This window comes from Acinetobacter sp. V115_6, from assembly GCF_031799025.1.
Classification (GTDB): Bacteria; Pseudomonadota; Gammaproteobacteria; order Pseudomonadales; family Moraxellaceae; genus Acinetobacter; species Acinetobacter pittii.
Genome location: NZ_JAVQNO010000021.1, coordinates 1,746,510 through 1,764,822, shown reverse-complemented (window position 1 = coordinate 1,764,822; position 18,313 = coordinate 1,746,510). Strand labels below are relative to the sequence as shown.

Sequence of the window (18,313 nt, the reverse complement as noted above, 5' to 3'; positions counted from 1 at the left end):
CCTAAGTGCCCAAAATATTAGTTGAAACGGCTGCATTTAATTCATCTGGCTGAAGGTCAATAAACTCTTTCGTTGGGTGGCAGCTGCCTGCGTTATTAATCCACACATTTACTTGTCCAAAATGCTGAATTGATCCCTCCCATAAGGCTTGTAAATCTGCAATTTGTGTCACATCACAGCATGAACCAATAAATTTTTCTTTACTAAAATGATTTTCTAGGTGAGTGAGAGCATGCTTAAGATGCTCCGCGTTTCGTCCAGCGATGACAACTGAACATCCCAGATCTAAAAAAGCGTGGGCGAGTGCTAAACCTATACCTTTTGTGCTTCCAGTGATGACTACGCAGCCAACTTTACGACTAGATAATCTCATTGAAATCTCTAAATTTTTTTAAATTAACGCTATTGAGCAGCTTTATGAAAATGAGTTGTTTGCTCTTTTAATAAAAGCAAATAGATAATTGATAAACTTATCATCGAAATATTCATTACGATAGGGTTATAAGGCGAGATAAGTGTAGAAGGTTTTAAAAAACCAATTAAGAATAGTAAACCGAATAAACCTAAAATACTTAAATAGTGAATATACTTATGAGTAGAAAAAAGAAACAATAAACCAAAAATAATTTCAGCTATACCGCTCGCGCGCCCTGCAATTTTTGCATGCTCAAAAGAAAGTCCGATGGTTTGCCATACAAATATTTCATCAGAGTTAATAAAGATTAGTTTAGGAACCAGTCCTTGATAAAACCACAAGAAAGCGAGCATAAAGCTTATAAATTTAATGCTTTAGCATTATCCATTAAGATTCTCTAAAAGATTGAAATTTCAATTTTGATCATTGCGACTATTATGTTTTGATTTAATTTATTCTTCAATAGCTAATAAGATTAGCTTGTTTTTTATCATTTCTTATGATTGTTTTTTAACATTAATGTAGGGATATGATAGGAAAATTTTATATTAAAACATAGGAGAAATACTCCTATGTTTTTAATTTTATGGTTCACTAACTAATCTTGATATATTTTTTAAAAGTATATTTCTTAGAAATTGTTTATAGCATTCATCTGTATTTTTGTTTGAATGTTGAACTAAATAACCGTTTAGCTGTGTAATTATAATTATGGCTCTTTCTTTGTATTCTTCTGATGAGATTTTATTATGAATAGGGAGCATAATTTTATATATAAGTTCAAAATTATACTTTTGTATCATTGATAAAGAATCATATACATAGGGTAAGTGGTCTGAAATAGAAAATACCTCTTTAAATGTATGCGTAATGACCGGTTGTTCTATTTCATATATTATATTGGTGATAATATTCATAAACCGATGCAAGGGTGGCTCATTTGCATTTAAGTTGATTAAAATTTCTATACGCTGTATGTAGTCGAAAATTAATTTATCGATTAAAGCTTTTAATAAATTATCTTTATTTTGGAAATAATGCTGTAAGGTACTTAAACTAATATTCGATTGAGCTGCAACTCCTCGCATACTAAAACCAGAATAACCTTTGGTAAGAAAAACTATCTCAGCATTTTTTAAGATTTGCTTTACTCTTTCTTGTCCTTTTAGTGTGGTAAAGGACTTCTTTATTTGCATAGTATCAAAGGTATCAATTTTGATCATTATCCAGCCTGTAAGTACTATTTAAAAAAAGGCATTCTAAACCATGAAATTAGAAAAATATAAATAAAATATTTAAATTCTATTAAACTAATTATAGGTCGTGTGACCTATAATTTTTTAATATCGGTCATATGACCTAATCTAAAATTAAAAAATAGGTCGAATGACTTATTCTTGTCTCTTAAGTAATAGTTAAAATAGGTCGTGTGACCTATTTAAATAATAATGAGTTTCTTATGATTTTATTAAATCTATAAATTATTGTATTTGAATAAATATTGACTAGTTTTTATTTGATAGATGATATTTATTTTCTCTATTTTTTAGACTTTTTTTTAAAGTAGGGGTGGGTATTTAGTTAGGTGTTTTTTTAACTGTTAAAAAAAGAATTTTAAATAAGTAAACATAGTCTTTTTGTAATGTGTGTATACAAGTTAAATAATTGTTATTAAATTGTGAAAAGAATCACACAATAGTAAAAGGTAGTTTGTTTTATATATAAAACAAATTGGACATATTTTATTTATTGAGTTTGATTCATTTTGTTCTACAAAACTAATCATTATATATGTAGGTTATGAATATGAAAAACATTCAGAAATCACTTCTTGCAGCATTAATAGTTGCTGGTTATGCGGTAAATACTCAAGCGGCTGTTACTGGACAGGTTGACGTTAAATTAAATATCTCAACAGGCTGTACTGTAGGTGGTAGTCAAACTGAAGGGAATATGAACAAGTTTGGTACTTTAGATTTTGGTAAAACTTCTGGTACTTGGAACAACGTATTAACAGCTGAAGTCGCTTCAGCAGCAACAGGCGGTAATATTTCTGTGACTTGTGACGGCACGGATCCTGTTGATTTTACAGTTGCAATTGATGGTGGTGAACGTACAGACCGTACTTTAAAAAATACTGCTTCTGCTGATGTAGTTGCATATAACGTTTACCGCGATGCTGCTCGTACAAACCTTTATGTTGTAAACCAGCCACAACAGTTCACTACAGTGAGTGGCCAAGCTACAGCGGTACCAATTTTCGGTGCAATTGCTCCAAACACTGGCACAGCAAAAGCTCAAGGTGATTATAAAGATACTCTATTAGTTACTGTAAATTTCTAAATATAAAAAGAAATAATTAATTGAGTGGCAGGTTTACTTAAAAGCGAGTGAACCTGTTTTAAATGGAGGGGAGATGATATTTAATCGCGGTTCTATATTTATAATTTCTTATTTTTTAATTTCTTCATTAAATGCTGGTGAAATTGGAGCTAAGTTAACAAATCAAATTGAATTATTACCTTCTTGTTCTATTAATAATAAAGTTGTTGAAAATAATGCGACAAATTTAAATTTCGGAACTGTTGATTTTGGTGAAACCTCAACTGGTTTTAATGGGGTAATTGACGCAAGTTTGATAAATAATGGAAACTCTGGTTTACAGATACAGTGTGCTGGTATTTATTCTGTAAAAATAATATTTGGTTCTGGAAATAATGATAGTAAAGTTCCTGTTTCTTTTTCACAAAATTATTATCATGCATTAAGTAATGGTAGAGATTTTGTTGCTTATAACTTGCTCTATGGTTTAGATAAACAAGTGATTAGAGCGAATGATGCTTTTATTCTTAATGATATGAATACTAAAAAGAATATCGATATTTTTGGTCAAGCCATACACGATGGTGGTCGTATATCTAAGGGTGAGTATAAAGATATAGTGCCAATTACAATTGAGTTTTAAGAAAATGAAATATTTTTATTTTAAAGCAATATTATTGCTATCTGTAAGTCCATTTGTATATGCGGTAGATCCTCAATTAAATTCTAGTTTTAAAGTTCAGGCTAAAATTGAAAATGGATGCTCAATAGATAATATCGAACAGAAAATGGATTTTGGTCAATATTCAGCTTTATCAAGAGATAAAGTCGTTTCTAATATTATAAATAGCAAAGAATCTTGGAATATTCGTTGTACTGAAAGCTTGCCTGTTAGTATTTCTATAGATGGTGGTGAAAATCTACAGAATAATATAAGACGTATGAAAAATGGTTCATCTTCGAATTATTTGCCTTATAAGTTATATAACTCTAGCAGTTTGTCTACTGAATATATTGTCGGTAATAAATATTTATTACCTGCGACAACGCCTACAAACCGTCTGGCAAGTTTTGAAATATATGGTGTCGTTGATTTAGAAAATAATAATGAACCACATACTGCTGGAATTTATAAAGATACTGTTTCAATAATGATTACATGGTGATTTGTATGAACAATTCTGCATTTATTAAAAATGGCATTTTAAAATCTTTTTTATTTGCAAGTACATTATCACTTGTTACACCTGTGATGGCGCAAGCAACTTTTTTAATTTGGCCTATTTATCCAAAAATTGAAGCCAATGAAAAAGCAACAGCGGTTTGGCTTCAAAATACCGGCAAGACCGATGCGATGGTGCAAATTCGGGTGTTTAAATGGAATCAAGATGGCTTAAAAGATAACTATAATGAGCAATCCGAAATTATACCAAGCCCGCCTGTAGCTAAAATTAAAGCAGGTGAGAAGCATATGCTTCGTTTAACCAAAAGCGCCAATTTGCCAGATGGCAAAGAACAGTCATATCGGTTGATTGTAGATGAGTTACCGATTCGCCTTTCCGATGGAAACGAGCAAGACGCTTCTAAAGTGAGTTTCCAAATGCGTTACTCAATTCCGTTATTTGCCTATGGAAAAGGTATTGGTAGTGGTTTAACTGAAGAGAGCCAAAAAGCGAATGCAAAAAATCCTTTAGCCAAACCCGTTTTACAGTGGTCCGTCCGCAACAATGACAAAGGCCAGTCTGAGCTATATTTAAAAAATAATGGACAGAAGTTTGCTCGTCTTTCGGCACTTAAAACTTCAAAAACTGGCAATGATATTTCTTTAGGGAAAGCTGCTTTTGGCTATGTGTTATCGAATAGTACCGTGAAGTTTGCTATTGATAAGACGACTGCAAATGAATTGTTAAAAACTTCTAAAATTTATGGTGTTGATAGCTCTGGCATAAAACAAGAGTTGATCGAAATCACAAAAATGGAGGATCCAACATGATCCTTCGGCATAATAATTTATGCAAAAGTATTTTGCTAATTTTGTTGTCGGGTGGATGCTCAAATATTCCAAATGTTGCTGTTGCTGGCGATTTGCCTCCACCACCAAAAGATATTAACGAAATTAATCAATTGTTTAAGCTATATCTAGACTTGGTTGTAAACCAATATTCAGTTCAGCAGGTTGTGCCTGTCATTGTTAAAAATGATGAGTACTTCATACAAAAAAACAAGCTGATCGATGAGTTAGAAATTCACATTCCTCAGGAGCTACTGACAAACAACGAGACCGCTTTAACCAATCAAGATATCTTAACTTTGGGGTTTAGTGGTGATGCAAGTGACTGGATATCTTTAGATAAGTTGAAAGATGTAAGCTATGAATATCAATCATCAAACCAATATTTTAAGCTTAACTTTCCACCTGCTTGGATGCCGACTCAAGTTTTAGGTAAAGACTCATGGTATAAGCCTGTCGTTGCTCAATCTGGTATAGGGCTGCTCAATAACTATGATTTTTATACTTATAGACCCTATCAAGGTGGTTCAACCAGTAGTTTATTTACTGAGCAGCGTTTTTTCTCTCCGTTAGGGGTTATTAAAAACTCTGGTGTCTATGTCAAAAATCAATATAAAAATGAAGGTAACGCCGAGTCTTTAGACAATGATGGCTATCGTCGTTATGACACATCTTGGCAATTTGATAACCAAAATAACGCTACATCTTTTGTACTAGGTGACATTATTACCGGTAGTAAAACGACTTGGGGAAGCTCTGTCCGTCTAGGTGGTTTTCAGGTACAGAGAAATTATTCAACTCGACCCGATTTAATTACCTATCCATTGCCACAGTTTATTGGGCAAGCCGCGTTGCCAAGTACAGTCGATTTAATTATTAATGGTCAAAAGACCAGTTCAACAGAGGTACAGTCTGGGCCGTTTATTTTAAACAATGTTCCTTTTATTAATGGTAAAGGGGAAGCTGTTGTGGTCACGACCGATGCAGTCGGGCGTCAGGTTACAACAGCGGTCCCATTTTATATTTCTAATACTTTGCTCAAGCCCGGCTTATTTGATTACTCATTGTCTTTAGGGAAAATTCGTGAAGACTACGGACTTAAGAACTTTTCTTATGGAAAATTTGCAAGTGCAGCCGATGCCCGTTATGGGGTCAATGACTGGTTTACCGTAGAAGGTCGTACAGAACTTTCTTCAGACTTACAGTTATTGGGTGCAGGGTCTGTACTCAAGCTTGCAAACTTAGGTGTGCTGAGTGCTTCTTTTAGCCAAAGTAAGGCCGATAAGTCTATGTCTGAAGATCGAGCTAAAGATTTAGAGGGTAATCAATATACGGTCGGGTACAGCTATAACCGTAATCGGTTTGGTTTTAGTATTAACCATAACCAGCGCGATGATGAATATACCGATCTTTCACGGCTGCAATATAGCAATTTAATTTCGGTCAATAGCAATAAAAGCTTAACGGCCAATACTTACTTTGCGACCAAAAACTCAGGCACATTTGGCGTCGGTTATATTAATACTAAGGCGAATGACTTTAAAAACCGCTTCTTAAACTTGTCATGGGCACCTGTTTTACCGACTTATATGAATGGTGTGACCGTTTCCTTAAGTGCCAACCGTGACTTTATCGAAAAAGAGTGGAGTGCTGCATTTCAGCTTTCGATACCACTGTTCCAACGAAACGCGACTGTGAACTCGGGTTATGCATTTAATAAAGAGGGCGATACGGGTTATGTTAATTTCAACCGTTCTGTGCCGTCTGAGGGCGGTGTGGGTGTCGACTTGACCCGACGCTTTAATGAAAATAGTGAAGATTTAAATCAGGCACGTGTCAATTACCGCAATGGTTATATCAATACCGACTTTGGTATGTCTGGAAACCATGACTATAACTATTGGTTTGGTCTATCTGGTTCACTTATTTATATGGGGGGTGAGATATTTGCTTCAAACCGTTTAGGCGATTCTTTTGCATTGGTCGATACCAACCAAGTACCAGATGTTTTGGTTAGATACGAAAACAGTTTAATTGGTCGTAGTAATAAAAAAGGCCATATTTTTGTGCCATCGGTGACGCCTTATTATTCGGGTAAATACAGCGTCGACCCAATCGATTTACCTTCAAACTTTACAATCACGCAAGTTGAACAACGTATTGCTGCTAAACGCGGCTCGGGTGTTGTGATTAAGTTCCCAGTTCATCAGTCTATTTCTGCTAACGTTTATTTAACTCAAGCAGACGGCAAACCGATACCTGTTGGTTCAGTCGTGCATAGAGCTGACCAAGAGTCGTCTTATGTGGGAATGGATGGCATTGTCTATTTAGAAAACTTGAAACCCAACAATACCGTAACTGTTCAACGTTCAGATCAGAGCGTATGTAAGGCAGATTTTTCTGTAGATGTAGAACAAGCCAAGCAACAAATTGTGGTGGTTAAGCCTGTTACGTGTCATGAGGTATCTTTACCATGAAAATAAAAACAAAAAAATTACTCAGCCATTTATGTATGTTTTCTGGACTGATGTTGGCTGGAAATTTGGCTCATGCTGCATGTAGTGTGAGTGCTTCCGGTTCATCTACTATTTCGGTTCCGTCTATTTACCTAATGGAAAACGGTGAGAATTCTTCACAGTTTAATTCTGGTTTGTCATGTACGGGTTTTAGTCTGGCTTTAGCAAACATGACATATCTAAAATATCGAGTTGAACAAATGTCGAATTCGTTTACCAACGCTCAAACCGGAGAAAAGCTCAATGCTGTTATTTTAGATAGTAACAATGAAATCATTAGCTTAGGCCAAGAAAAAGACATGAGTAGCTTTACACTGGTCAATCTTTTTAGCGGGCCAGATGGTAATTTGCCTTTTTATATACGCCTTCCGGCTGGGCAAAGCGTATCACCTGGTGTTTATCAGGCTGATTCACCGTTAAAAGTAAAATGGTTCTATTCGGTACCAGGGGTTGCTATTGCCGGAATCGGTATATTCTTTGAAAGCCCAGGATTTAAACGCGGGGTATTGGGTATCGGTTTTAACTGGGGAACTGGAACAGACTCGCTTGGTTCACTGTCAATTACTGTACTTCCGGACTGTCGAATTTTAGCTCAAGACGTAAACTTTGGTACAGCAGCGTTTGCGTCCAAGCTTGAACCTGTTCAGTCATCTATGGGAATACGATGTTCTGTGAATACGCCGTATTATGTCAGTTTAAACAATGGACTTTCCCCGCAAAATGGCGACCAACGAGCTATGAAGTCGCAAACGGGAAATACGTATTTAAAATACGATATTTTCAAGAACTCATCGAATGATCGATGGGGAAGCGGTAACGAGCGTTGGTCGAGTTTAAATGCAACGATTAACCCAGGCGTACATAATGGAGTAACTCAGCAGAATTATGTGTTTACCACAAAAATTGTTGATGAAAACGCAGATACAGTACCAGCGGGAACTTACCAAGACACGGTCACGGTACAAGTCGAGTTTTAAAGACTATTTGCTTTTTATAAAAGATAAAGGCTCAGTTCATGGGCTTTTATCTTTGAATAAATTATTAGATTTTCAAATTTTATAAAACTTATTCCAGTTCCAACTGATTATCATCTTTTGTAATTTTAATTTTTAACTTTTTATATTTTCGCTTATTGGGATCTAGGGCTGAGTTCATCACTTCATCTGCAAAAGGCGGGCACTGCATCAATTTTGCATAAGCCCTGTAGCCGATGCGTATACGAGTAGGCGGGCAATCGGTTCTTTTTGAGTAGTATTCAATGAGTGAGTTCAGTTCTTGTAATAAAGTTTGCTGTTCCATCATACATACTTAACAATTAGATAACTCAAGCATAATAGATTTAAACCTTGCGCTGTGTATGTGTTTATAATACATACCTCTTTAAATTGTGATGCAGTTCTCTAAAAATTATCTTTTATGTATCAAGTATGTTTTAAGCCAGATTGCGGTGTTTTTTTAATCGGATTGTCATAAAGAAAGGCTAATTTAGACTCATAACAAAAATGATGAAGATTGTTGCGAACAATAAAATCAAAAGCAATTTTCACAGACGTGGTCGTGAGGTAATTAGGGCTAATTCGAAAGAGTTGGCTTTTTTGTTTGTAAATATGGTTTTAGTTTAAATGTTTAGCTTCTTTAAAGTTGAACTTGGTTATTATTAAGATTCAATATCTAATTGAATGAAAAACAATAATTATTTAACTATTTTCTATTCAACCTTACATTGACACTCTAAACCTTGCCGATTATCCTTTGCCTGCTGGCCTACATTGCCAGTCGGTTTTAGCAGACCGTCTACAAAAGGCGCACAACAATGCTGTTTTGGTTTTTGTGCGTTCTCTTAAGTCACGCCTTTATGGTGAGGCTAGGAGGGACACCTTCGGGTGTGCTGGTTTCCTTTTGTACCAGTCTGCTAACCCTTCTAGTCTTGCCACCATTATTTAGCAGTAATTGGTAAGACTCTTCTAAATCAAAAGGAGTCCGCTATGCGTACTAATTCTTTTTCTTTATTGGCCTTTGCCAAATTCTCTCGACTCATACCGCTTAAACAGTCTTTAAAACGATTTAACCGACTTTAGGTTTCTACACCTTAAGAATCGTTACGACTAAAACATAGCAACAATAAACCAGAGATAGGTTAGCACACCATTATTGTGCAGCTTTCGCATGCCTGTATTTAACACTCATTTTAAGAGTGACGGCATTTCTATCTCTTTTATATACAACAAAAAATTATTTTAAGCAGTAAACATGAAAAATTTAGAAGTTTCATTTAGAGCGACGCGAGCGCTTAACACAGCAGCAGACTTATTTAAACAATACGGCTTCAACAAGGTCGGGGTGGACCGAATTGTTAGTGAAACTAAAATTTCTAAAGCCACTTTTTACAACTACTTTCACTCAAAAGAAAGATTAATTGAAATGTGTTTGTTGGTTCAAAAAGAACACTTAAAAGAAAAAGTGAGAGCGGTGAGTGAGTCTCGTCAATATCCAGATTTGGCTCTTAAGCTTAGACAAATTTACCTTTTACATGCTGACTTAAAGGGGGCGTATTACCTGCTGTTTAAAGCGCTTTTTGAAATTAAACAGCTTTATCCAAATGCATATCAAACCGCGATTCGCTATAGGCGATGGCTTAAAAATGAAATTTTCTGGGTTCTGCGAGAATCTAAAAAAAGAGCCACATATGAAGAGTCTGATATTTTTGTATTTATGATTGATGGTGCAATTTTTGGACTTTTCGGTTCAAGCCAAAATGAAGAACTTGATCAGTTGCTAGATTACTTTTTAAAGGTAAATGCTTAAATTGAACCTTTTACATTCAAAAATTGAAATAGTAAATTAAAGAACAGAAAGGAAAAAGTGAGGCTGCTAGAGCCTCACTTTATATAGGTGCTTATTTGCCTTTTTTAGTTTTTAAATACTCTGCATAAGCTTCATCTGCAAAGCGTCTTAAAGAGTCACCAATTGCAGCATATTGATATTCATTCAGGTTAGCTAAAGATGCACGGGCAGAAGGGTGCTGCACACCGAAGCCAGAACCCGGTAATAAAACTACACCTGTTTCATCGGCAACTCTAAACAATAGCTCGGTCGGATTTTTATTTTTCATGACCCAATCGGCAAACTCATCTCCATAGAGAGTACGTGATGTATTTTCAAGGTTGACTAGGGTGTAGTAGTCCACAGCATTTGGATCTGTTGGAACCTCGACACCAAGCTGTCTATAAAGTGCTGCGTCGCGTTCACGAACAACAGATTTAACTGCTTTTTTATAGCTCTGGCGTGAGTCCATCATATTAAACAAGGCAAATAAAACCATTTGAACTTGCTGCGGGGTAGACAGACCAGCGGTATGGTTCAAAGCAACATTTCGGCTATCGGCAACTAAGCGGTCAATAAATTTAATGCTTGCTGGGTCGGTAGTTAAAGATGAATAGCGCTCTTCAAGCTCTTTCTTCTCTTTTTTCGATAAGTTCGCAATTTGTTTATCAAGCACGTTGTTATTTGAAAGTGCAATGACACCAAGTCGCCAGCCTGTCGCACCAAAGTATTTAGAGAACGAATAAACCAGAATCGTATTGTCAGGACAGATCGCAAAAAGTGATTTGAAGTTATCGGCAAACGTACCGTAAACGTCATCGGTCAAAATGATCAGATCAGGGCGTTTTTTGACGATATCAGCCAAAATTGCAAGTCCTTCATCGCTCATTTTTACCGATGGCGGGTTACTTGGGTTGACTAAAAAGAATGCTTTAATAGACGGATCTTCTAACTTTCTAAGCTCCGATTCTGGATATTGCCAATCGAGTTTAGGGTCTGCCGCAATTAATACTTCTTCAAGTTGGTAGTCATTGAGTTTTGGAATCTCAAGATATGGCGTGAAAATAGGGCTACCAATGGCAATACGGTCACCATTTTTTATAATTTTATTTTCTTTTAAAGAGTTAAAAATATAGGCCATTGCGGCTGTTCCGCCTTCAACGGCAAACAAATCTAAGTCTCTTTTTTGCATGCCTTGTACGCCCATTTCTCGTAAGACGTACTCTTTAATAATGGTTTCACTCACTCGGAGCATTCGGTCTGGAACTGGATAGTTACACCCTAAAATCCCTTCAACCATTTCAAGTAAAAAAAGATCTGGATCTAAGCCTAACTGGTCACGTACATAAGACACGGCTTTACCTAAAAAGACCACACCGGGTTTGTCACGGTTTTCCAAAATGAAATTATCAAAACGTGACTGGAGTCCAACGGGGCGCGGGAAGCCGCCTAAACCTTCTGGCATATAGGAAAATGAAAATTCGGATTCGGTCGCAGAAAACAAACCCAGTTGAAAGAATGCTCTACGTGGGATAGTCGCAAGAAAGTTCGGATTACCACGCCCAGCATTTAACATCATTCGGTCAGTTCTGCTTTGAGCTAATTCTATTAAATTATCTTTAAGTTCAAATGGGCTAAGTTTTGCGTATTTAGAATAATCGACTTTCCCCATGGGACGTCTCCTTAATTATAGTGAGATGAATAAAATTTCTAATTCAATGTATAAAATCAGGCCAAGCCTACAATCAGTGGTCCGAGCAAGGTTAAGAACACATTTGCTAGGGCATAGGTAATTGCAAATGGAACGGTCGGAATCGAGTTTCCTGCTTTGTCTAAAATTGCACCAAATGCAGGGTTTGCACTGCGTGAACCAGATAGTGCACCTGCCATTACTGCAACGTTGTCATAACGCAGAACATAACGAGCAAAGAGCATGGAAAGTAGGAGAGGAACCAGTGTTACCACAACTCCAATCATAAAGAGTGAAAGACCACTTTCTTTAATGGTTTGAATAGCTTGTAAACCTGATTGTAAGCCGACGGCAGCAACGAAGCCTGCAAGACCCAAATCTTTAAGAAGCTGTGAAGCTGCTAAAGGCATATTGCCATGCACTTGATTTCTGCTTCGAATCCAACCAAACAGAAGACCTGATAGTAAAGCACCGCCACCGGCACCAAGAGTTAATGGCACATCACCTAAACGAATCACAAAAAGACCAATCACTAAGCCAACCACAAGGCCTGCACCATGGAAAATCCAGTCCGTTTTTAAACTTTCAGGTAGGGCTTTACCTGCTTCTTTCACCAAGCGCTCGAGGTCGCTTTTTGTTCCGTATACTGTGACTACATCACCTTGTCGTAAAACAGTATCGTCACTTAAAGGTTGTGTCTCATCGTTACGCTTAATTGCAAGTACATAAATACCGTGCTTTAAATACGCAGGCGTATTGGCCTTAATGTCTCCTAAGGTGCGGTTGAGATATTTGGAATTTCTTAGGATGACATCGCTGGTATCCATAATCATTTCCATACCTTGCGATGACTGTAATTCGCTACCGATTTGCTCGGCAACTGAAACTACATTCGCACGGCGACCAACCAGTAAAATGACATCGTCTGTTTGTAAAGTTAGCTCGGGAGCGACATCAATAAACTGATCTTTACGTTTTAACCGTTCAATCGTAATACTCGGCTCTTTTGCTTCAATTTCCGCAATAGTTTGCCCATTGGCTTGTTTAACTTTATAAATACGGCCAACAATTTCGGGCATTGCCAGTTCTTGGCCTGGGGCTAATTCAAAAGCACCTTTCAGTCGTTCACTTTGAGCTTTTAAAGCATCGTCGTGAATTTCTTTACCCATAAATTTAGGCAAGATATTCACACAGACAATAATTGCTCCCAAGGAACCGAAAATATAAGTGACCGCATAGCCAATCGCGACATTTGCTTGAAGTCTTTGAATTTCTGCGAGTGGGAGATCGAGTCTAGAAATTGCATCTCCCGCAGTCCCAATAATCGCTGATTGAGTCATGCCGCCCGCAGCGAGACCCGCAGCCAAACCTTTATCGAGATGAAAAATTTTAGCCATCACTAAAACAGTGACTAAACCACACACTGCCATGAATACTGCTAAAAGAATTTCTTTTATGGACTGTGGACCCAGTGATTTAAAAAACTGAGGGCCACTTTCAAAGCCTACTGCGTAAATGAAGAGAGCAAATAAAATTGCTTTAACGCCGTTATCGACAGGTACGCCAATAAGGCTTAAAACAACTGCGACGAGTAAGGAGCCTGCGACTCCACCAAATTGAAATTTTCCAAATTGGAATTGTCCAATCCAGAAGCCGATTGCGAGTGATAAGAACAATAATATTTCGGGGCTGTGCTTTAAAACACCTTGTAACCATTCAATCATTTTGATCTCACTTTTATTATTAGCTCTATCTTTAATATATAAATTTATTTATTTTTCATTTTTAAAATACAGTATGAAAATTACTTAAGCAAACCTTCAGGTTTAGTGGTTTTCTTAAGTTTAATTATAAAAAATAATGTGCTTAAAATACGTGTGAACTAAGGTCTGGTGGTAATTCTGAGTGTTTAAATCAACTATTAATTTTTTAATCAGAGATAAAATTTATTTACAATAATATAAAGAATATTTTATGAAATTAAAGCGTATTGCTTATATCTAATTTTGAAAACAAATTTTTAGTTTATTGATATTTAAGTGATTAATTTTTAATTGTTAGGCTGGTCTTAATTTTTATATAAATTAAAAAACAATCTGCTTAAAATTAGTTTTTTGATAATTGTGTCGCATAAATTAATTTTTAATATATTTAAATTAATCTTCATAATTACATTTATTTTAAAGAAAAATATAAGATTTGAAATTGCCGTTCTTGAATAGAATGTATATTTGAATATAAAAGTGATTAATGTTTTGGTTTTATATTCTAATTAAAATTATCATATTAAAAAGAGAGGGTTAAAGATTTAGAAACTTGAGAGTACTCTATGAGTGCTCATATTTTTAAGTAAATCTCTGCCCGCCTCTATAACCAACACGCTATTCTTTTGTACTGTTTTTCCAATCACTCACATGCCGTACTGTTCAGAAATGCTAAATTTTTGATGGTTTCGTGCTGTCGCATGCCGATCTAAGATATTTTGGTCATAAAACTGTGTTATCTCAGCTTAAGCCTTTGACTTTTAGGTTCTATTTTAATTTGACCACATAATTTGTACAGATTATTCAGCAGTTTCAATAATATATTGAACAGTACACGGTAATTTTCATCTCAAAATTTATGATGACTTGGATAGTTTTTCGATTGATTTATATTTTAATTTACCTTAGTAATAAAAAGAGTTTTGTGTGACACAGTTAAAAATATAAATCTCAGAGTATAACTATGAAGCTTAAAGAATTAGCAGGTTGTGAGGAATGCGATACTGTCTATCGTAGAACCCCACTTGCTTATGGAAAAAGAGCTTATTGCTTATGCTGCGGTGCTGAACTCTATCGGCACACCAAACCTTTTTCGACACTGTTGGCTTTAATCTTAACGGCATTAATTGTATTTATTATTGCCAATAGCTTTCCTATTGTAAAAATTGAATTGCAGGGCAACATCTCTGAAACTACCTTACTGGGTGCGGTCTGGGTAATGTTTCATTATGATCGGGCTTTTGTTGGCATTCTTATTTTAATCACCACTTTTATTGTGCCACTTTCCTATCTGTTATTACTCTCCTATGTGTTGGGCACAGTAAGCGTATTGAAGAAAAGACCCACATTTTTAGTATTTGCCTTACGTACACTTTATTTTATGAGAGTGTGGGGAATGGTTGAGGTCTTCTTAATCGGAATCTTGGTCACGCTTGTGAAGTTAATAGGAATGGTGTTGGTGATTCCCGAAATTGCGTTATGGGCATTTGCGATCTTGAGTGTATTGTTGGTCTATATTACTTCCATAAAGGTGAGTGATATATGGAACGAAATTGATAGGTCACTGCCATGAAAACGATAAAAAATGTGACCCAAACACAAAGCTTGCAGCAAGGATCAATGCTTAAGCAATACCCAAGAGCCAAAGATCTCTCATTAATTGTGTGTCATTGCTGTGGCGTCGTAAATTCTGCTCAAAATGGAAAAAAACGACGAGATAAAAGCTATCAAGTTTTACGTTGTATTCGTTGTAATAGCGTGCTGCATTCACGTAAACCAGCGAGTTTGAATCGAACTTTTGCTTTAGTGGTGGCTGCGACTATTCTCTATATTCCAGCCAATGTGCTTCCAATGACGGTGACTGACTCACTGTTGGGTAGCCAGCAAGATACCATCATGAGTGGGGTCATTTACTTTTGGCAAAGTGGAGACTATCTGGTTTCAGTGGTCATTTTCATGGCCAGTATTTTTATTCCCATGTTGAAGCTACTAATTTTGTATTTTTTATTGGTGGCGGTATATCTTCAACAATCGTCAGCTTGGAAGTTTTTACCTGAGCAATGCGTTAAATTATATCGAGTTGTCGAGTTTATTGGACGTTGGTCAATGATTGACGTATTTGTGGTGGCACTCTTAACAGCACTCATTCAGATCCAATCGCTTGCTACCATTTTAGCAGGGCCGGGTTCGATCGCTTTTGGTGCGGTTGTGGTGTTAACCATGTTTGCATCGTTAAGTTTTGACCCACGACTTATTTGGGATAACTTCTACGCATCTCAAAATACAAATAAGCCTTCTTCTTTTGCCTCAAACAAAAACAAGATTATTCAGGCAGAACACCCGCCGTTGAATAATGATTCCATTAATCCCAGTCAATAAAAGAACAATGAGTATGTCTGAAAATGAAATAACCCCTGGTAACTCAGATCGTCGTGATCCGGATGTTGAACTGGATAGCATGAATGATTTGCCAGAACCCCAAGAAAAGAAAAGTCGGTGGAAGCCTCTTTTAATTTGGCTCATTCCATTGATTGCTCTTTTAATTGCGCTTTCATTAGCGATAAAAGCGCTCTTGTCTCACGGCCCGACCATTGACGTATCTTTTAGGACGGCTGAGGGATTGGTCGCAGGTAAAACAACGGTCCGTTATAAACAGGTGGATATTGGCGTAGTACGCCAGATTGATCTTTCAGAGGACCGTTCACATGTGATTGCCAGAATCGATTTGCGTAAAGATGCCAGTAACTTTGCCGCAAAAGATTCACGGTTTTGGGTTGTGCGACCACGGATTGGGACGAGTGGGGTTTCAGGAATAGATACATTATTGTCAGGTTCATATATTGAAGTGGATGGTGGCAAGTCGGAAGAGAAAAAGCTTGAATTTACTGGCTTAGAAATACCGCCAGTGATTACTTCCGATGTGCCGGGCAAAGAATTTTTCTTAAATGCAGATGATTTGGGGTCTTTAGATGTCGGTTCCCCAATTTATTATCGTCGAATTAATGTGGGGCAAATTACAGCCTATAAGTTATCTGATGATGGTAAAACTGTAGAGCTGCAAACTTTTATCCGTGCACCGTATGACAAGTTTGTCACCACCGATGCACGTTTTTGGCAGGCGAGTGGTATTGATGTGAGCCTGAATGCTTCAGGATTTAGTTTAGATACTCAGTCGCTGGCAAGTATTGTCGCGGGCGGTATTGCTTTTGGAATCCCTGAAAGTTCGCGTGCTACCACAGCGGCAAATCATAGTCGCTTTAATCTGTGGGATTCGAAAACTGAGGCATTAAAAGAACCGGATGGGCAACCTCGTGGTGTGATCATGTACTTTGATCATTCATTACGTGGACTGTCTGTTGGCGCACCAATTGATTTCATGGGCATTGAAATTGGTAATGTTAAATCGATTAATGCAGAGTTTTATAACAACTATAAGCAGATTCGTATGCGTGTTGAGGCGGTCATCTATCCGTCACGCGTTGAGAATGGACAGGCACTCAATCCAAACAGCAATATTTTCAAAGATTTTGTTGAACATGGATGGCGTGCTCAAATGAGAACAGGCAACCTTCTCACGGGCCAAAACTATATTGCCCTAGATAAGTTCCCTAAAGCTAAGCCAGCCACATTACAAATTTTGAGTGATGACCGTGTGGTGGTTCCAACTACACCAACCGAACTGAGTGGCTTACAAGCACAAGTTTCTCAGATTGCTGACAAGTTAACCAAATTCCCGTTAGTTGAGATTGGGCAAGATGTACGTAAAACGCTCAACAATATGAACACAGCCATTGAGTCTACCGACAAACTGGTTAAACAGTTAGATGGAAAAGTTGCACCTGGTTTACAAGCAACCTTAGACGATGTTCGTAAAACTGTAAGATCGTCAGAGTCTATTTTGTCGAGTGATGCGCCGTTACAACAAGACGTACGTAAAGCATTACAGCAAATGACACGTGCAGCAGCTTCATTACAGTTAATGGCAGACTATATTGAACAACATCCTGAATCAATTATTCGTGGTAAAACACCAGAGACCGATGATGAAAAATAAAAACATTCTATCTTTTCAACATCCTAAAGCAGCCAAATGGCTGCTTGGGAGCGGCCTGTTTTTAACGGCTGTTGCCATGACGGCATGTTCGAGTTCGCCAACGCCAAATTATTATACGATGTCCCCTAAAATTACTGCGGCTACAAAATCAACTGTGCAGGTGATTGAGGTATTACCCGTCGGGATTCCAGACCGATTGGACCGTGCACCTTTGGTACTCCAAGACAGTAGTGGTAAGTCTACGGTGTTAAACAATGAACGCTGGACATCGACCATGGGTACGCAATTACGCGATACCTTGTCGGCGGGTTTACAGCAAAAATTAGGGGCAATTGACAGTTATAGCAGTGGGCTTGCTGGAAATAATCAGCCTTTATATCGAGTTTCTACAGACTTTTCTCATTTTGATATTGTAGATAAAAGCTATATTAATATTGCAGTGTCTTGGGTGGTGAAGCGTCAAATACCGCCTAGTCAATTAGAATCAAATAATGCAAAAGTCATCACGAATGCAGGATCTCAGCTCAATTGTCGAATTGCTTTCAAGCAGCCGATTGATCAAAAAACTAAAAAGATGGATGCGATTGTGAATGCTTCAAGTGAGGCAATGACTCAAATTATTAATACGGTTTCTTCTTCAATTGTGGCGCTAGATTCAAACAAAAAATCGGTTATTAGCAATGGTGTTTGTTCGTAAAACGCATCGTTTTTAATCAACC

At 37.0% G+C, this 18,313-nt stretch carries 16 protein-coding genes and 1 pseudogene; 11 read left to right on the top strand and 6 right to left on the bottom strand.

Features of this window, described 5'->3' with window-relative positions:
- Positions 1–4: 4 nt before the first annotated feature.
- The 3 genes and pseudogenes from RMA94_RS16740 to RMA94_RS16730 form a co-directional block, all read right to left on the bottom strand.
- A pseudogene (locus RMA94_RS16740) lies at positions 5–373 on the bottom strand (SDR family NAD(P)-dependent oxidoreductase); the annotation flags it as partial.
- A 29-nt stretch (positions 374–402) separates the two neighbouring features.
- The gene (locus tag RMA94_RS16735) at positions 403–768 is read right to left on the bottom strand and encodes a DoxX-like family protein (protein WP_311083801.1); all 366 of its coding nucleotides are present in this window, start codon (positions 766–768) and stop codon (positions 403–405) included.
- A gap of 231 nt (positions 769–999) precedes the next feature.
- Positions 1,000–1,638: a TetR/AcrR family transcriptional regulator gene (locus RMA94_RS16730; RefSeq protein ID WP_311083800.1), complete on the bottom strand. Its 639-nt coding sequence runs from the start codon at positions 1,636–1,638 to the stop codon at positions 1,000–1,002.
- 583 nt (positions 1,639–2,221) lie between these two features.
- Between RMA94_RS16730 and csuAB the strand changes: the two genes are divergently transcribed.
- From csuAB to csuE, 6 genes are all read left to right on the top strand, one after another.
- Positions 2,222–2,758: a Csu fimbrial major subunit CsuAB gene (csuAB, locus tag RMA94_RS16725; RefSeq protein ID WP_002049140.1), complete on the top strand. Its 537-nt coding sequence runs from the start codon at positions 2,222–2,224 to the stop codon at positions 2,756–2,758.
- Between the two features lie 73 nt (positions 2,759–2,831).
- A complete protein-coding gene (locus RMA94_RS16720) occupies positions 2,832–3,380 on the top strand; it encodes a spore coat protein U domain-containing protein (RefSeq protein WP_311083799.1) in 549 nt (182 codons plus the stop codon).
- Positions 3,381–3,384: 4 nt separating this feature from the next.
- Positions 3,385–3,903 carry a spore coat U domain-containing protein gene (locus RMA94_RS16715; protein ID WP_311083798.1) on the top strand — a complete coding sequence of 173 codons (519 nt, stop codon included), beginning with the start codon at positions 3,385–3,387 and terminating at the stop codon, positions 3,901–3,903.
- Positions 3,897–4,730, top strand: coding sequence for a Csu fimbrial biogenesis chaperone CsuC (csuC, locus tag RMA94_RS16710; protein ID WP_311083797.1), 834 nt, complete (start codon positions 3,897–3,899; stop codon positions 4,728–4,730). Before RMA94_RS16715 ends, csuC begins: the two co-directional genes overlap by 7 nt.
- Positions 4,727–7,225, top strand: coding sequence for a Csu fimbrial usher CsuD (gene csuD, locus RMA94_RS16705; protein WP_311083796.1), 2,499 nt, complete (start codon positions 4,727–4,729; stop codon positions 7,223–7,225). Before csuC ends, csuD begins: the two co-directional genes overlap by 4 nt.
- Entirely contained in the window at positions 7,222–8,241 is a 1,020-nt protein-coding gene (gene csuE / locus RMA94_RS16700; RefSeq protein WP_017480799.1) for a Csu fimbrial tip adhesin CsuE, read from the top strand. Before csuD ends, csuE begins: the two co-directional genes overlap by 4 nt.
- A gap of 88 nt (positions 8,242–8,329) precedes the next feature.
- On the opposite strand, the gene RMA94_RS16695 is transcribed toward csuE, so the two are convergent.
- Positions 8,330–8,563 (bottom strand): hypothetical protein, encoded by a 234-nt coding sequence (locus tag RMA94_RS16695; protein WP_016806139.1) that lies wholly within the window; start codon positions 8,561–8,563, stop codon positions 8,330–8,332.
- 951 nt (positions 8,564–9,514) lie between these two features.
- Between RMA94_RS16695 and RMA94_RS16690 the strand changes: the two genes are divergently transcribed.
- A complete protein-coding gene (locus RMA94_RS16690) occupies positions 9,515–10,069 on the top strand; it encodes a TetR/AcrR family transcriptional regulator (protein ID WP_262447788.1) in 555 nt (184 codons plus the stop codon).
- A gap of 91 nt (positions 10,070–10,160) precedes the next feature.
- Here the strand turns inward: RMA94_RS16690 and RMA94_RS16685 are convergent, their stop codons facing one another.
- Positions 10,161–11,759, bottom strand: a complete 1,599-nt coding sequence (locus RMA94_RS16685) for a bifunctional aspartate transaminase/aspartate 4-decarboxylase (RefSeq protein ID WP_005073522.1) — start codon at positions 11,757–11,759, stop codon at positions 10,161–10,163.
- A gap of 56 nt (positions 11,760–11,815) precedes the next feature.
- Positions 11,816–13,501, bottom strand: a complete 1,686-nt coding sequence (aspT, locus tag RMA94_RS16680) for an aspartate-alanine antiporter (protein ID WP_017398559.1) — start codon at positions 13,499–13,501, stop codon at positions 11,816–11,818.
- Positions 13,502–14,504: 1,003 nt separating this feature from the next.
- Between aspT and RMA94_RS16675 the strand changes: the two genes are divergently transcribed.
- Genes RMA94_RS16675 through RMA94_RS16660 form a run of 4 tightly spaced genes read left to right on the top strand, consistent with a single transcriptional unit; the run spans position 14,505 to position 18,291 of the window.
- On the top strand, positions 14,505–15,113 hold the full coding sequence (locus RMA94_RS16675) for a paraquat-inducible protein A (RefSeq protein WP_002116639.1): 609 nt from the start codon (positions 14,505–14,507) through the stop codon (positions 15,111–15,113).
- On the top strand, positions 15,110–15,919 hold the full coding sequence (locus RMA94_RS16670; RefSeq protein WP_017398558.1) for a paraquat-inducible protein A: 810 nt from the start codon (positions 15,110–15,112) through the stop codon (positions 15,917–15,919). The genes RMA94_RS16675 and RMA94_RS16670 overlap by 4 nt, the downstream gene beginning before the upstream one ends.
- 7 nt (positions 15,920–15,926) lie before the next feature.
- A complete protein-coding gene (locus RMA94_RS16665) occupies positions 15,927–17,594 on the top strand; it encodes an MlaD family protein (RefSeq protein ID WP_311079243.1) in 1,668 nt (555 codons plus the stop codon).
- Positions 17,584–18,291 (top strand): PqiC family protein, encoded by a 708-nt coding sequence (locus RMA94_RS16660; RefSeq protein WP_311083795.1) that lies wholly within the window; start codon positions 17,584–17,586, stop codon positions 18,289–18,291. Before RMA94_RS16665 ends, RMA94_RS16660 begins: the two co-directional genes overlap by 11 nt.
- Positions 18,292–18,313 lie beyond the last annotated feature (22 nt).

Excerpts from the sequence above, each read along its gene's own strand:
- RMA94_RS16735 (WP_311083801.1), bottom strand. The coding sequence starts at position 768 with ATGCTCGCTTTCTTGTGGTTTTATCAAGGACTGGTTCCTAAACTAATC.
- RMA94_RS16730 (WP_311083800.1), bottom strand. The coding sequence starts at position 1,638 with ATGATCAAAATTGATACCTTTGATACTATGCAAATAAAGAAGTCCTTT.
- csuAB (WP_002049140.1), top strand. The coding sequence starts at position 2,222 with ATGAAAAACATTCAGAAATCACTTCTTGCAGCATTAATAGTTGCTGGT.
- RMA94_RS16720 (WP_311083799.1), top strand. The coding sequence starts at position 2,832 with ATGATATTTAATCGCGGTTCTATATTTATAATTTCTTATTTTTTAATT.
- RMA94_RS16715 (WP_311083798.1), top strand. The coding sequence starts at position 3,385 with ATGAAATATTTTTATTTTAAAGCAATATTATTGCTATCTGTAAGTCCA.
- csuC (WP_311083797.1), top strand. The coding sequence starts at position 3,897 with ATGGTGATTTGTATGAACAATTCTGCATTTATTAAAAATGGCATTTTA.
- csuD (WP_311083796.1), top strand. The coding sequence starts at position 4,727 with ATGATCCTTCGGCATAATAATTTATGCAAAAGTATTTTGCTAATTTTG.
- csuE (WP_017480799.1), top strand. The coding sequence starts at position 7,222 with ATGAAAATAAAAACAAAAAAATTACTCAGCCATTTATGTATGTTTTCT.
- RMA94_RS16695 (WP_016806139.1), bottom strand. The coding sequence starts at position 8,563 with ATGGAACAGCAAACTTTATTACAAGAACTGAACTCACTCATTGAATAC.
- RMA94_RS16690 (WP_262447788.1), top strand. The coding sequence starts at position 9,515 with ATGAAAAATTTAGAAGTTTCATTTAGAGCGACGCGAGCGCTTAACACA.
- RMA94_RS16685 (WP_005073522.1), bottom strand. The coding sequence starts at position 11,759 with ATGGGGAAAGTCGATTATTCTAAATACGCAAAACTTAGCCCATTTGAA.
- aspT (WP_017398559.1), bottom strand. The coding sequence starts at position 13,501 with ATGATTGAATGGTTACAAGGTGTTTTAAAGCACAGCCCCGAAATATTA.
- RMA94_RS16675 (WP_002116639.1), top strand. The coding sequence starts at position 14,505 with ATGAAGCTTAAAGAATTAGCAGGTTGTGAGGAATGCGATACTGTCTAT.
- RMA94_RS16670 (WP_017398558.1), top strand. The coding sequence starts at position 15,110 with ATGAAAACGATAAAAAATGTGACCCAAACACAAAGCTTGCAGCAAGGA.
- RMA94_RS16665 (WP_311079243.1), top strand. The coding sequence starts at position 15,927 with ATGAGTATGTCTGAAAATGAAATAACCCCTGGTAACTCAGATCGTCGT.
- RMA94_RS16660 (WP_311083795.1), top strand. The coding sequence starts at position 17,584 with ATGAAAAATAAAAACATTCTATCTTTTCAACATCCTAAAGCAGCCAAA.